This window comes from Bacteroidota bacterium (assembly GCA_019637975.1).
GTDB lineage: Bacteria > Bacteroidota > Ignavibacteria > UBA10030 > UBA6906 > CAADGV01.
The window spans coordinates 136,390-151,627 of sequence record JAHBUR010000001.1 but is presented as its reverse complement, the minus strand read 5'-3'; the positions used below and the strand labels follow the sequence as shown (position 1 = coordinate 151,627).

The 15,238-nt window shown below is 50.3% G+C and carries 9 protein-coding genes; all 9 read left to right on the top strand.

What is annotated here, in order from left to right:
* Positions 1-3: 3 nt before the first annotated feature.
* The 9 genes from KF749_00645 to KF749_00605 all read left to right on the top strand — a co-directional run bounded on the left by KF749_00645 (position 4) and on the right by KF749_00605 (position 15,099).
* Positions 4-8,361, top strand: a complete 8,358-nt coding sequence (locus KF749_00645) for a glycosyltransferase (GenBank protein MBX2989653.1) — start codon at positions 4-6, stop codon at positions 8,359-8,361.
* Between the two features lie 5 nt (positions 8,362-8,366).
* Positions 8,367-9,944 (top strand): glycosyltransferase, encoded by a 1,578-nt coding sequence (locus KF749_00640; GenBank protein ID MBX2989652.1) that lies wholly within the window; start codon positions 8,367-8,369, stop codon positions 9,942-9,944.
* Between the two features lie 289 nt (positions 9,945-10,233).
* Positions 10,234-11,061, top strand: coding sequence for a flagellin (locus KF749_00635; GenBank protein ID MBX2989651.1), 828 nt, complete (start codon positions 10,234-10,236; stop codon positions 11,059-11,061).
* Between the two features lie 270 nt (positions 11,062-11,331).
* On the top strand, positions 11,332-12,156 hold the full coding sequence (locus tag KF749_00630) for a flagellin (protein ID MBX2989650.1): 825 nt from the start codon (positions 11,332-11,334) through the stop codon (positions 12,154-12,156).
* A 144-nt stretch (positions 12,157-12,300) separates the two neighbouring features.
* The gene (locus tag KF749_00625) at positions 12,301-12,627 is read left to right on the top strand and encodes a hypothetical protein (protein MBX2989649.1); all 327 of its coding nucleotides are present in this window, start codon (positions 12,301-12,303) and stop codon (positions 12,625-12,627) included.
* A 33-nt stretch (positions 12,628-12,660) separates the two neighbouring features.
* Positions 12,661-14,100: a flagellar filament capping protein FliD gene (gene fliD / locus KF749_00620; protein ID MBX2989648.1), complete on the top strand. Its 1,440-nt coding sequence runs from the start codon at positions 12,661-12,663 to the stop codon at positions 14,098-14,100.
* Between the two features lie 16 nt (positions 14,101-14,116).
* Positions 14,117-14,482: a flagellar protein FlaG gene (locus KF749_00615; GenBank protein ID MBX2989647.1), complete on the top strand. Its 366-nt coding sequence runs from the start codon at positions 14,117-14,119 to the stop codon at positions 14,480-14,482.
* The gene (locus KF749_00610) at positions 14,479-14,829 is read left to right on the top strand and encodes a hypothetical protein (GenBank protein MBX2989646.1); all 351 of its coding nucleotides are present in this window, start codon (positions 14,479-14,481) and stop codon (positions 14,827-14,829) included. Before KF749_00615 ends, KF749_00610 begins: the two co-directional genes overlap by 4 nt.
* A gap of 9 nt (positions 14,830-14,838) precedes the next feature.
* Positions 14,839-15,099: a hypothetical protein gene (locus tag KF749_00605; protein ID MBX2989645.1), complete on the top strand. Its 261-nt coding sequence runs from the start codon at positions 14,839-14,841 to the stop codon at positions 15,097-15,099.
* The last annotated feature ends 139 nt before the right edge of the window (positions 15,100-15,238 follow it).

Genomic DNA, 15,238 nt, shown 5'->3' with positions numbered 1-15,238 from the left:
AGTATGGGTAAAACGCTTCTTCCGCTTGTAGCAGCGAAGATTCCGAAGAAAACAATTTTCGATAAGCGATTTGTAATTGAATGTTGCGAGACATTCCATTTTCACTGGCGAAATCTCAGGCTCGAACTTACACATGAGAATTTCCTAGACTTTGTAGCGACATTCGAGCAAGCGCTTCACAACTGGCGGAATGCCGGATCTCCATCCTCAGCCCCGCATTTTGAGATGGGGAGAATGCGGATTGCCAACCCCATCTGCACACCCGATGATTTCAAAATCGAGGTATGTGAGAATCTGTACAAAACACATGAAACCTCCAAAGATTCGCATTTTCTCGAGGAAGATACATTCGTTCACATGCACTATCGCGACCTGCGTGTTGAGATGGCGAATAACGATTTCCTCAGATTTGCCGGAACCGTACGGGCGGCATGCGACAAATTCAATGCGCATTCGCTTCACTCAGTCGAGGCACTGTTGCAGTTTCTCGACGACAACAACATTCTCTATGTTGTTTTAAGAAACTGGGAAAACCTGCCGGACAACATCGAAGTCGGGCCGCATAGTGATCTTGATCTTCTGATCCATCCCCAGCATGTCGGGAAATTCGATTCGTTGTGGCGGGGTATGCGAACGCAGAAGGAGCCGTACCGTGTTCAGCGAAAGATTCCTGTTTTAGGACCGAACGGCGATCAAACGTACATTCTTGTAGATCTCAGAACAACTGATGACGGCTACTACCCCGGGTGGTTTTCACACCGGCTTCTTTCCCGGAGAGAGAAGTATAGGAATTTCTACGTTCCCTCATCGGAAGATCATTTCCTCGCCCTTCTCTATCACGTCGTGTATCACAAGGGGGTGATGGGGAAGGACTATGCGGAGAAGCTTGTCGAAGTTGCCGGATCCGCTGGAATGTCCTTCGATGCTGCAAGCGTGAATGCACTCGGATACTGCGCATCGATTCTGAAGCAACAGCATCTGGACCCGGTTGAGCCAACCGATCTTTCCGTGTTGCCGAAACTCCCCTTCATTCATCCGGTTGAATCCGTTCTCTACAGCAGGCAGCTTACGGTTCATGACGGTATTCCCTATCAAAGCAGAATCTACCTTCTTGAAGAAAACGGAACGAAACGAGTCGTCAAGCAGGCAACGTCGAACCTTGCACAGTTGGAACATTACTTCCTCTCCCGACTGTCCGGTGCTCATTTCCCGCGAGTGTACGAATCGAAATCGCAAGACGGGTACTCAACATGCGAAATGGAGTTTGTTGAAGGATATCCTTTGACGAACATTGACAGGTTTTGCGCCGAACATGACTCTGCTTCGGTGAAACACTTTATTCGTGAGTGTATCGATATAGTTGGTGAATTGCAGGAAAGGGAGATAACTCATCGGGACATCAGAGCAGAGAACATATTGGTACGTGAAGGCCATCCGGTCTTGATCGACTTCGGCTGGGCGACCTCCGCAGAAGTGTCGTCATTTGTCCCCGACGGACTTGGCAACGAGGGTCGTCCGTCGGACGGCAGTTTTGATGATGTGTATTCGATGGGAGTTGTTGTTGCAGCACTGGCGTTATATTACCCCGAATTTGTTGATTTTGCTTCACTTATGGCCGACCCCGACCCACTCAGTCGGGTGCGGGATGTGGAGGTATTACGGAAAGAATTGGAAGAAGTGGAGCTTTCGCGGCGTGATTTCAAAAACGAATATATGCGTTTGGCTGACACGCTCTTCAAATCAGGTCAGGCTGAAAAGGGCGACGCCGTTCTCACCAGATATCTCGCGAAGAATACACGCCAGGCTGATGTGTTGGTGAAAAGGGCTGAACTCCGGCTGTCCCTGAATCGGCAGGAAGAAGCAAGGGGAGATCTTGTTGAAGCGCTTGCAGTGGAGCCGGGTTTCGAATCTGCACGGTACTCGTTGGCCGCTCTTCTCATGAACGAAGGAGAGAATGACGCTGCGTTCGAACAATTACGCTTGATCCTGAAAACGAATCCGATGCACGCGCTGGCGCTCAACGATAGCGGCGTCATCGCGTTTCAGCAGCAACAATGCGATGAAGCAGTAGAGTATTTTCGGCGGGCTATTGCTGCGGACAGCAACTGCATTGCCGCACGGAAAAATCTTGCCGACGTACTCACTCAGTCCGGCCAGAGAGAAAAGGCAATCGAACAACTTCTGACGATAGTCAAAATCACTCCGGATGATATTGAAGCACAAACGGAACTGGCATGCCTGTATTTGCAGGAGCAGCAATTTGAGGATGCCCTGGTCTGCTTCCGTAAGCTTGCGAAAGTCAATCCCGCGGAAACAGCTATTCAAGAGATGGTGAAGGCGTTGGAGGAGCAACTGGGTCTTGTGACCGATGGAGAGAACGCAATCGGGGAGGAAGTATCCAGTCCGTGCGAAGCGGTCGAAAAAGTCAGAGAAGGGGGAGTGCCGCCGGGAGTTGAAGTGAGTATCATCATTCCTGTTTTCGGCAATGTGGATTACACGAGGAAGTGTCTTGAAGGGATTTATACTTCGTTTCCGCCAAAACGATCCTTTGAGATCATTGTGGTTGATGATTGCTCAACGGATGAAACGGCGGATTTCCTCTCAGAAGTCTCAAAACAATACAAAAACTGTCGGTTCATCTCGCTGGATCAGAACGGTGGTTTTGCCCGTGCATGCAATGCCGGGGCAGTCGAAGCAAAGGGGAAGTACCTGTTTTTCCTGAACAATGATACAGTGCCGAAGAAACAGGGCTGGCTTGATGCGCTTGTCGATGTCGTCGAGAAGAACCCCGCCGCCGGCATTGCCGGCTCGAAGCTCGTTTTTCCCGACACAACACAGAGCGGGAAACCGGAGCGTGTGCAGCATTGTGGAATCGCATTCAACGATCAGAAGGGATCACTTCACCTGTATAAGTTCTGTCTCGCCGGGCAGCCGTTTGTGAATCGGGAGAGAACTGTGCAAGCGGTAACGGGCGCAGCACTCTTCATCTCGAAGACAACGTTCAAAGAAGTGAACGGCTTTGATACGAAGTACAAGAACGGCGGCGAAGACCTTGACCTCTGCTTCAAAGTGCGAAGGATCGGAAAGGAGGTGGTGTACTGCCCTCAAAGCGAGTTGTATCATTTCGAATCCGTTTCGATACGCAACGCGGGCCAAGAAGGGCACAATGCGTCGGACAACAACTACAAGCTGTTTCTTGATCGCTGGGAGAACGATATCATCTCCGACGAATATGCGTGGTACAAAACTGATGAACTTGCCTGCCCGGATAGTGACTTGCCGCGACTTGCGATGGTTGCGCCCCTCGCTCCGCTGAAAACCGGCATTGCTGATCATGTGCAGGAACTTCTCCCGAACCTTTCACGGCACGCCCGGGTCGACCTCTTCGTGGACGACTATGTCCCCAGCCATGAAGATGTGTTCAGAAAATACCTGGTGCATTCGATTACCGATCTCGAATATGTCAATTGGATTCACCGGTACGATCAGATTATCTATCATCTCGGAAACAACCGCTTTCATACGGCGATCTGTGACCAAGCGAGAAAGATGCCCGGCATTGCCGTAGTTCACGAATATGAAATCAAGGGATGCAGCGCCGAACCGAACAACCGGAAAGTGCTCGAGACTGTGCTGCGGCAAAGCACGGGCATAGTCGTTCATAATCAGCACTCGTACAATCTTCTGCACTCCGCCTTTCCTGACAAGCCGATACGAGTGATTCCGCTTCTCCTTGCATCGCAAGCGTTGGATGCGGCTCATCAAGACAGGGATGGTGTACGGGAGAGGCTACATATTCCTCGCGAAGCATTTGTCATACTGTCGCTGGGATTGGTGCAGCCCCACAAGAGAAACCACGTTACGGTTGCGGCGTTTGCGGAATTCTCTCAATCACATCCCGATGCTGTTCTGATTTTAGGCGGCGAGCCTGCCAGTCCGCAGTACAAGGCGTATCTTGACGGCCTTATCAGGCAACATGGACTTCAGAGCAAGGTTCGCATAACAGGTTGGCTCTCTGAAGATGATTTCTTCGCCTACATGTCTGCGGCAGATGTCACTGTCAACTTGCGGTACCCTTCGCGAGGTGAAGAATCTGCAAGTCTGATTCAAGTTCTCGGTTGCGGCAAGCCGGCCCTTGTATCATCGTATGCTCAATATCAGGAGTTTCCCGACGATAGCGTTGTCAAGATCGGGTTTGAGAATGAAGTAGAGGAGATTGTGCAGTCGCTTGTCAAGATTCATGACAATCCTGTGTTTGCAAGAGAATTATCAGCCCGGGCCCGGGCTTTCGTGCACGAACGCAACGATGTTGGCTCGATTGCGCGACAGTATGCCGAGTATGCGCTTAGCGTCAAGAACATCCGAGCAGTACCAAGGGTTCAACAACAATCCGATGCCACAATTCTGTGGGAAGGCCCGGTGTGGGCAATGGATGATCCCTGCCGCGAGCTTGCACTCGCGCTGCATCGTCATGGGGCAGGAGTAGCAGTTAGGCCACTTCTGCATCGTGCGGATCCTCAGAATGTCATAAACGAAAACGACGCGGCTTGCCTCAAGGAGCTTGAGCAGAAACCTCTCGCGGACAAATTCATCCAGGTGTTCCCCGGCCCTCTGCGTTACTTCGAACGCCGGACTGGTGCATCCTTCGTTGTCGTGATGGCACATGACACTGACAAGGCATCGGTGCGCCGTCTCGGGAAGCCCGATATTGATGCTGTCTGGGTGCCGTCCCGTCACGTAAGAACCAAGATGATTGCCGCCGGTGTGAACGAGCACAAGGTCAAAATTGTTCCGTATGGAGTCGGTACGCTTGATTACGGGACAAATGTTGCCGAACAACGTCAAGATGATCCTTTTGTGTTTCTCTGTATGACTGACTGGTCGGCGAGAAGTGGATGGGAGAGTGTATTTTCGGCGTTCGTCAAGGAGTTCAAAGGGGATCCCCGTACGTGCCTGCTTCTCCGATCCTTGGATTTCAGAAATGATGTCAAGAAGCAACAACAGCAATTCGATGAGTTGACGGCAAAGTTCATCAGGGCGCACCGGGATATCCCGTCGGAGTACTACAACGCAGTCCGCATCGACTACCGCACGTTTGATGCGAACATGATGCCGCTGTACTATGCCGGCGCCGACGCCGTTGTGCAACCGTACACGGATTCATATTTCGGCCGGCCGGTACTTGAGGCGCTTGCCACCGGGCTTCCGGTAATCACTACAACCGCCGGCGGTCAGGCGGATTACGTTTCCGAAACACTATCCTATGTAGTAAGGCAGCGCAAGCGTGGAGGAACGACCGGAATCGATGAAGATCACTTGAGAGAATTGATGCGTCACATAGCGGATAACCGCCTGACAAGCCGTTGGAAGGGAAGCGTCGCCCGCAGCACAATCCTCTCACGCTATACATGGGATGTGATCGCCAAGGCCGTTCTCGATGATATGAGGCAGATTGAGGGAGTTGATATTCACGGCCGCCCGTCCACCCAAGCAGCGATTACGAAATCTGATTTGTCCGCGTTCTCTGCGGAGAACTTTCTTCCTGAACGAACGGACATCGGGAAGACGCCTGAAGGGAAGACTCCGGTGCTGTGGTTCGCGCCGTTCTACAATCCAAGCGGTTATGCAAGCGAAGCAATTCAATTCGTGGAATCGCTTTCGAATGAAGTACCGCTGCGTATCTATCACGCCAACACCATCTATTCATCTCAATTTGTGGCCGGATTACCGGCAGACACAAGAACGACGCTTCAGCAGCTTGACTATACACGGTCGCTCAATGGCTTGCCGTTCAAGGATCAATCATTCTGGGCAGACGGGCCTATCGTGGTGTGTCACCAGAATCCGCTTGGCTTCTTCCGCAACAAAGATTCAGCGTACTGTATTGGCAGGACGATGTTCGAAACCGACCGGATTCCTGAAGAGTGGGTTGAACGATGCAACCAGATGGATGAAGTGTGGGTGCCTACTGAGTTTAACATGCAGACGTTTGCGAAATCGGGTGTCAGTAGACAGAAACTTATGAAGATTCCGGGGTCAATCAATTCCCGCCTGTTTGATCCGGCAACAACCCCAGCGTTCGGAATTGAGAACACGAAGCAGTTTAACTTTCTCTCGGTTTTTGAGTGGTCGGCACGAAAAGGTTGGGACATTTTGCTCCGGGCATATTTCTCTGAATTCTCGGCAAGCGACGATGTGTGCTTGTTCTTGCGCACCAGCTTTCCTATGCACCCCGACTTGCGTGTGCGTGACGAAGTGATGAGACGTGTTAGAGAATTCGCCGATCGCCTGGGAAGAGAAAGAAGTTCACTCCCTGCCATCGAGGTTATTGATGATCAAATAGCCACATCGGAGCTTCCGGCGTTGTACAAGACGTTTGATGCGTTCGTTTTGCCAAGCCGCGGTGAAGGTTGGGGGAGGCCGTTCATGGAGGCAATGGCAATGGAACTACCTGTTATTGGCACAGATTGGAGCGGCAACACAGAGTTCATGAATCAGGCAAATTCCTATTTGATAAAATCTGACGGCCTGTGTGATGTTGATAAAATGGAGAACCCGATCTACACAGGACACAAATGGGCGAATCCTTCCATTAATCACCTTCGCAAACTGATGCGACACGTGATTGAGCATCAGGAAGAGGCCAAGGAAAAAGGCAGACAGGCAAGGCGCGACATTGTCGAACACTACAGTCAAACGAGGGTGAGCGAGATCATTATCAATCGATTGAATGAGATAAAGACAGCGATTGTTTCCCGCCAGACTGATGCAATTCAACCTGCAGGGAAGAAATCGGTAGCTGTTGTTTGGGAAGGGACGCCGTTTGCCCATCATTCCCTTTCCGTAATCAACCGTGAGTTGTGCGCAGAACTTCTCGTTCATGGTTGTGACATGTCTGTTGTGCCATTCGGGGAGGATGATTTCAAGCCGGGGAAGAATAGTCGGTTTGCTGCTGTTCAAGCAAGACGAAACAAGTCACTTTCTTCTACTGACATTCACGTTCGTCACCACTGGCCACCGAACCTAACGCCACCTGGGGAAGGGCGTTGGGTTGTAATGCAACCGTGGGAGTTCGGCAGCCTGCCAAAATCCTGGGTTGAGGCTTTCGCATCTCGCGTGGATGAAGTGTGGGCGTACACCGAGTATGTTCGCCAGGTATATATCAGCAGCGGCATTCCGGCAGAGCGAGTGCATATTGTGCCGCCGGGCTTCGACCCAGGAAAATTCCATCCTGACGTAAGGCCGTTCAGACTAAAGACGAAGAAACACTTCAGGTTCTTGTTCGTTGGGGGAACGATATACAGAAAAGGGATCGATATTCTCCTGGAGACTTACACACAAACATTCAGAAGTACTGATGATGTGTGTCTTGTGATCAAGGATATGGGAGGGGATTCATTCTACAAGGGTCAAACGTTCCGTGATGTCATTCTCGAACTTCAAAAGAAACCCGGCATGCCGGAAATTCAATACATCGATGAGATTCTTTCTGAACAGGAACTTGCAGGGCTCTACACTGCATGTAACGTACTCGTTCATCCGTACCGTGGCGAAGGATTCGGGATGCCGATTCTCGAATCAATGGCGTGCGGAACCCCGGCAATTGTCACAAATGGCGGCGCGGTTCTCGATTTTTGCAATCAGAAGAACAGTATTCTTGTTTCAGCAAGCAGACTACAACTCCCTTCAAAATACATCGGCCATGACGAGACGGTTGATTTTCCGTGGCTGCTTGAAGTGAACAGGAAGGAACTTGCCGAGAGGATGACATTTGCAGTACAACATGCTGACGATCTTAAGACTCTTGGACAACAAGCCAGCAAAGATGCGCACAGCCAATGGACTTGGAAGCACGCCGGCGCAAAATGCCGCAAACGAATAGATGAATTGTCGAACAAACCTATTCTCCGGTTTTCACAACAACAACCTGGAGATGAGTATTTACAGGAGAAGCTTGGGAAGTCTCTTGATTTATTCAGGCTCGGGAGGTTCAAGGATTCTCTCGCAGAATTGCTTGACCCCGGAGCTAAGGTCAGTGACAATGCTTCGCAAACATCTCAAACAGACCATGCCAATCTCAGAGGTGCGTGCTATCTTCGTCTCAACGATATGGAGAATGCGAAAGCGAGCTTCGAAGAGGCCCTGAATCTGACACCGGATTCATCGGAAGCATGTGCGGGATTGGGCGAAGTCCTCTACTTGTGTGGAAAGGACAAAGAAGCGAAGGTTATGTTTGAGTATGCTGTTGTGTATGACGAGGAGAATACAATGGCAACAAACGGGCTCGCCAAGGTGAACGAACATCTTGGGTTGCCTTCCGATGAGAACTCGCTTATTGAATACGTGACAGCAAACAAGTAAATGACATGACAACGCCGCATTCAAAGACGAAGAGCAAACGAGGCCGGGGGAGTTCCCTCTCACTCTCGATGATCGTAAAGAATGAAGAGAAGTTTCTGCCCGACTGTCTTGAGAGCGTCAAAAGTATCGTTGATGAGATTGTCATCGTTGACACAGGTTCCACCGATGCAACGAAAGTCATAGCGGCCCGGTACGGAGCGCGAATATTTGATTTTGAATGGATCGGCGACTTCTCTGCTGCACGGAACTACTCACTTGAGCGGTGTACGGGCGATTGGGTCCTGTATCTTGATGCAGATGAACGACTTACAGGTGGTCAAGTAGAATTGCTGCGGAAGCTCATCTCAGCAGGGGGGGTCGGCGCATATAATGTTCTCATCGAAAATCCACACTCGCTGCGACAAGGCAACTTCAACCAGGAAAATACCTATCCGAGATTGTTCAGGAGATTGCCCGGAGTGAAGTTCGAGGGGAAAGTGCATGAACAAGTGTGGCCCTCGTTGATGCGACTGAAACTTGCCGTGAAGCGTTCACCTCTTGTTATCCACCATCTCGGTTATGGTCAAGGGTATGATGTCGTCAAACAGAAAGCGGAGCGGAATCTTGAGCTGTTAAAGAACCAACTTACTGCAGAGTGCGATGATGCGTATACGCAATTTCAGATTGGCAACACCCTTGTTGTACTGCAACGCTATGCAGAAGCCGGTCCGGTGCTCGAGTTGGCCTTGAAGAACGGCAAACTTGATGTGACCAATCGGGCCTCCTGTTACAACCTGCTTGCCGAAATTGAAGTGAAACGGGGGAACATAGCTGGAGCGGTCGAACTCTGCCGTGAATCACTTCAACTCGCTCCAAAACAATTAATGGCGCATTGGTTTCTCTCACTCATGTATTTCGATTTGAAGGTATATGCGAAGGCGATTGAGCAGTTGAAGTCCATCGAGTATCTGTTGCGGATTCCGGGTGCTCAACGTTCAAATCAAATTGCTTCGGATCTTCATCTGAGAAGGGAAGATGTCATGAAACGAATGGCAATGACATACATGGCGGCGGGAGAATTCAAGAATGCGCTGATACAGTATGCGAACATTGTTGAACTGACGCAAGCTAAAGAAGGAGTGGTAGAATTGTTGGAATGTGCCGGGCAGGTTGAGGATGCCCGTTTTGTGATTGATCAATTCAAGCATCTGGCAAAAGCAAATCCAAACAGTAGCGAGCTCTTGCTACCGCTTGCGTGGCATTACCGGAAACTGAATGACTTGGATTCTGCCATTCATTTCATAGACAAAACACTCCTTGCCCAGCCCGCAAACAGCAAGGCGTATGGCTTTGCTGTTCGGTGGAAGATTGAGGCGGGGGATGTTCATTCCGCTGAAAGAACTCTCGAATTGGCAGAGGAAAATGGCGTCCGAGATTTTGAGTTGCATAAGGCTGGCTTGCAACTGTCGCTGCAAAAAGGCAATGTGAATGCCGCATTTCGTCATCTTGAACTGATGTCGCAAACCACTGATGCTGATCTTTCGCCGATCAAGAATCGGCTTGTAGCGCTCACCGAAAGGATGTCGGCCGCTACTTCTCCTTGAAGAGGTCGGACTTCCCGGCAAAAGACTTGCAGAAAATGGCTGCATGTTTGTAGAAAGGGAACATCAGCACAAGGCGATCGAGCTTGATTGAAGGGTGCGCAAGGGCTCCTTTTTGTAACTATTACACTTCTGACCTGCCCTAACTCGTTGTCCTGCATCAAGTAACAGACATATCGGGCACTAAAGAGTTTTCTACAAATTCCGATAATACTTTCAGAACAATTATGTTCGTAGTTCATGAAAGGGCAAGGACGCCCGATCGTATCAACATTCTTACAAGGAGGTAACTATGCCGTTTACAGGTGGTGCAAGGATAAACACCAATATTGCAGCGATGAACGCGGTGAATGCGTTGAACAACATTAATCGCGATCTGGGAATGCACCAGGAACGCCTTGCAACAGGCAGGCGCATCAATTCATCAGCCGATGATCCATCCGGCTATATGATCTCCAAGAAAATGGAAGGTCGTATTCGGTCGATGAGTTCGGCGATTGATAACGTCGGAGATGCATCATCCACGTTAGGCGTTGCCGAGGGTTCCTACCAGAAAATCGCTGATCTGTTGGTGCAAATCAAAGAGAAGCAAACACGGTTCATCAATGGGGCATTCGGGAGTGATGAGAAGACTGCCATTGCCACGGAGATTGTGGCGTTGGCGTCGGAGATTGATGATATCGTTGCCAACAACAAGTTCAACGGAGTGCAGTTGCTCAACGGTACGTACTCCGAAGACTTTCAGGTTGGCGAGTCAAGCGCGGAACTGTTCAATGTATCGTTCAGTGCAAGCGTTTCGTCGGCTTCTCTTCTTGGCACGGCAGCAGGGAGCATTACCAGTGCCAATATTGTTGGTTTGACTGTTGACACGGGCATTGGGACTGTGAACTCGGCGATTGGCGCAATCGGGGCTTCGTTGAATCGTCTTTCCGCGAAGGAAGAGAACCTGAACAACGCTATCACGAACACAGAAGCGGCAAAAAGCCGGATCTATGATGCCGACATAGCAAAGGAACAGATCAAAGCTGCAAAACTCCAAATCTTGCAGCAGACAGCTACGTCTATGCTGGCGCAGGCAAATCAAGCGCCGCAGGTGTTCCTGTCTCTCTTCCGAAGCTAAGCCAACCAACCGGCGTATTGACCAGGGAGGTGCTCGAAAGGGTACCTCCCTGTCGGTTTTGCTGATTTCCGGCTCAAAAAGCCGTTTTGCCAACGGCTATTACGAGTGACAACAGATTGTTACCTAAGTCTTTGAAACTCAATTCGTTACCAAGCGAGAGAAGCTAAAGATTCAGAACAGACCTCCGATAATAGTAACAGAGCAGCCAATGCTCAATCAAACGGGCAAGGAAGCCCGACCAACACATACACAAACTACAAGGAGGTAGTCATGCCACTTACCAGTGGAGCAAGAATCAACACTAACGTTGCCGCGATGAATGCGTTGCAGTCTTTGAACGCCATCAATCGCGACCTCGGTATGCACCAGGAACGCCTTGCGACCGGCAAGCGCATCAACACAGCAGCAGACGATCCGTCAGGATATGTCATTTCCAAGAAAATGGAAGGCCGCATCCGTTCGATGAATTCTGCGCTTGACAACGTTGGCGATGCGCAGTCGACATACGGTGTTGCCGAAGGTGCTTATCAGAAGGTTGCCGATCTGTTGGTTCAGATCAAAGAGAAGCAAACCCGGTTCATCAATGGTGCGTTCGGTGCCGATGAGAAGGATGCTATTGCAACCGAAATTCAGGCACTTGCAAGCGAAATCGACGACATCGTCTCGACGACGAAGTTCAATGGTGTCTCTCTGTTGGACGGCGAATACTCGGAGAGTTTCCAGGTCGGCGAAGGCAGCACGGAAACGTTCACTGTCTCATTCAGTGCAAGCGTCTCCTCTGCTTCATTGCTTGGCACGGCGGCTGGCAGCATCACTTCCGCCAACGTTTCGGGTCTCACAGTAGACACCGGACTTGGAACGGTGAACAGCTCGATCGGTACAATCGGTGCGTCGTTGAATCGCCTTTCTGCAAAGGAAGCGAATCTCAATACGGCCATCACGAATACCGAAGCAGCAAAAAGCCGTATCTTTGACGCTGACATTGCGAAGGAACAAATCAAGGCTGCAAAGCTGCAGATCCTTCAGCAAACGTCAACTTCAATGTTGGCACAGGCGAACACCTCGCCGCAGGTCTTCCTGTCACTGTTCCGTTAATTGAACATTGGTCGGGTAGTGAGGAGCGGCGCCCCGTAAGGCGCCCTCCTGATTTATCGACGTGAAAACAGAATGTAACATTAAACAAACCCCAACTAACGAAAGCACCGATACATGCAGGCAGCACAACAGCAAGCGTCTCCGATGGAGAGATCATACGTTGCAGTAAGGGTAAACTCAGCGTTGAATTCATACCGGAACGAACAGTTGGCGAATCTCTCCCCCGTTGAGGTGATTCACAAGTTGTACGGCGTGGCCATTCAGGCAATAAAAAAGAATGATCAACAATTGGCGAACCGTGCAATCAACGAGCTTATCGCAGGTTTGAATTTCGAACATCGGGAAATTGCGTTGAGCTTGTACAAACTCTATCAGTATTCGAAACATTGCCTGCGGCAGGGCAAGCCGGCAGATGCAATGGAAGTATTGGAGGAATTACGTTCCGCCTGGGTCGAAGCATTCAAATTGTAATGTGAGGCGGACGGATCAAGAGGAGATGCAGTAATGGCGACAATCAGTACGGTAACAAACCAACAGATCGAGTCCCTCGTTCAGCAGTATCGGTACAGCATCAGCAACCCGATAACGTTACTGCAGAACCGTCAGACTTCTTTGAACACGCGGTTGAACGTTCTTTCCGAACTGAAGTCGAAGATGACCACGTTGAACAACCTTGCCAAAGGGTTGAAAGCATCGGGCACAACGTCGAAGTTCAATACTTTCACGGTCGAAAGTTCACTTGGATCGGTGGCTACAGGCACTGCAACCGGTACGGCCTCTCCAGGAACCCATTCGCTGCTTGTAACTCAACTGGCGAAGCAGGACAAAGTCATTTCCGCCCAGCTTTCAAGCGGTGCCACAACAATTGTTGGAGCCGAGGGCGCCGGGCAAAAGACGATCGGCATTACTGTCAACGGCAACGCTGTCAATGTCGATTTTGAGATAGAAGCAGGCGACACGAATAGCGTTGTACTGAACAAACTGGCCGCGGCCGTAAATGCTTCAGGTGGTGATGTGTCGGCTGCCGTTGTTTCCGATACACAAGGGACAAGCAGACTGGTTTTCACAAGCAAAAAGACCGGGTCCGAACAATCCGTAAGTTTGACAGATGTAGCGGGAAGTGTACTTGACACGATAGGTCTGGGGGCTACCGTCATGGCAGACCGGACGGCTTCAACGGCAACGGGCGGAGGATTTCTGTATTCTTCGACCGGCCTTCTTGATGCAAAGTTCAAGTTGGATGGCATCGACATTACACGCGGAACGAATTCCATTACCGATGTACTTGCCGGCATTACTCTTGAACTGAAGGGCGTACAATCTCCCGCAGATACGCCGTTGACCTTGACTGTCAGTTCGGACAAATCGTCGATTAAGTCAACCGTTCAGGACTTCATCAAGGCATATAATGATGTTCTCAGCTTTCTCAATGCAAAAACGTCTGTAAACCCCGAGAACAAGACAAGGGAAATTCTGGCAAGCGACCAGGTGTTTAAAGGCTTGCGAATGAACATGCGTTCGCTGATTGGCAGTCCGGTGAGTAGCGTTGCAACCGGGAATCCGTCGTTGCTGGCTGAGATTGGAATAACAGCGGCATCCGACGGTACGCTAAGCATTACCAATGCGGCCACGTTCGACAATGCCCTTGCGGGCAACGTCCGCAACGTTGCCGATCTGTTCAACTCGGCCGACGGTGTAGCAGGACGTATGAATGCCTTATTGGAGTCGTTTACATCAACAGGCGGGCAATTGGAGATTGCCCAGAACGGAACGAAAGATCAACTGTCAAGCATTAAGACGGCGTTGACCCGAAACCAAACTCAGATAGATGCGAGGGTGGCGTTATTCAGGAGGCAGTACGAAGCATTGTACAATGCAATGACGAGAATTTCGCTACAGTCACAGACTGTAACGAATCTGTTAAATCAACTATACGGCTACTAAAGCCGGGAGGATGAATATGTCCATCTCCCCTCAAATAGCAACCCCCGTCATGACAATGCCCCCCTTGTCGACAACGTTCGCATACTCCGGACAACCCGGTGTGTACGAACCCTTGGTACGCTTTGACCAGAAGGTCGAGGATGGACGGACCGAGGTATCGGAAAAAGAGGTACAACGACTGGCTCAGGATCTTGATGACGCATTGCGGCCGTTCAACACCGAATTGAGCTTCACGGTGGACAAGGAGTCGGAGAAGATGGTTATCAAGATTGTGGACTGCGAAACGCAGGAAATTGTGCGACAGATTCCTGCAGAAGACGCCCTGCGGCTGGCTTCACGTATCAAGCATTTGTTAGGACTTCTTGTAGACGGGAATGCATGATGACTGAATGTCTCGAAAAACTCAGCACGGGATTCCGTTCGCTCTTGGCTGTGACAGAATCACTTTGCGATTGTGTTGAGGATGGTGATGTTCTGATGTTGTCAGACTTGATTGAGGAACGGGAACAGCTTCTCCGTCATCAGAATCTGTTAACCGATGAGTGGAAGAGATTCTACTCGGGTCAGCTTGACGCCGAAGCTGCGTTGGCTGCTTTGCACTCATTGTTTGGAGCCATGAAGAGAGCCGATGATAGGTTGGTCCGTTGTCTTGCGGAAAAGAAGGCTGAACTTTCCGAGAAACTGCATCATGCTCAAAATGAGAAACTATTACTTGTATATTCACGGTAGGAGGTTGGTATGGCGATAGAGAAAATAGGCTTTCGTGCTCCGGTCAATTCCATCACTGAAACGGCGAAAGCAAAAGAGCAGAAACCAAGCCAATCTGAACCTGGAGACCGGGTTGAGCTTTCTGAGGAAGCAAAATCAATGTTTGCAGCTAAACAGGCGAAGCAAACCGAAGAAGTGCAAGAGAAGATCAAGAACGGTTTCTATTTCTCTCCCGAAGTTACCGAGAAGGTCGTGGATGGACTGATCCGTGACCTGAAAAGTCCTCGTTGATGCCTGAAAACAGGCACTTCCGGCCTCGGACGGACACTTGACCTGCCTCACGCGCGGCCGCACCAGCGGTTGCTTTTCGAACCCCTTTCCGTATATTTTACGGTGTCTGTTTAGCAAATGTATCCGGGGGACGCTGCTG

What these genes read in the sequence shown, in the direction of transcription:
- KF749_00645 (MBX2989653.1), top strand. Translation starts at nt 4, where the DNA reads ATGGGTAAAACGCTTCTTCCGCTTGTAGCAGCGAAGATTCCGAAGAAA.
- KF749_00640 (MBX2989652.1), top strand. Translation starts at nt 8,367, where the DNA reads ATGACAACGCCGCATTCAAAGACGAAGAGCAAACGAGGCCGGGGGAGT.
- KF749_00635 (MBX2989651.1), top strand. Translation starts at nt 10,234, where the DNA reads ATGCCGTTTACAGGTGGTGCAAGGATAAACACCAATATTGCAGCGATG.
- KF749_00630 (MBX2989650.1), top strand. Translation starts at nt 11,332, where the DNA reads ATGCCACTTACCAGTGGAGCAAGAATCAACACTAACGTTGCCGCGATG.
- KF749_00625 (MBX2989649.1), top strand. Translation starts at nt 12,301, where the DNA reads ATGGAGAGATCATACGTTGCAGTAAGGGTAAACTCAGCGTTGAATTCA.
- fliD (MBX2989648.1), top strand. Translation starts at nt 12,661, where the DNA reads ATGGCGACAATCAGTACGGTAACAAACCAACAGATCGAGTCCCTCGTT.
- KF749_00615 (MBX2989647.1), top strand. Translation starts at nt 14,117, where the DNA reads ATGTCCATCTCCCCTCAAATAGCAACCCCCGTCATGACAATGCCCCCC.
- KF749_00610 (MBX2989646.1), top strand. Translation starts at nt 14,479, where the DNA reads ATGATGACTGAATGTCTCGAAAAACTCAGCACGGGATTCCGTTCGCTC.
- KF749_00605 (MBX2989645.1), top strand. Translation starts at nt 14,839, where the DNA reads ATGGCGATAGAGAAAATAGGCTTTCGTGCTCCGGTCAATTCCATCACT.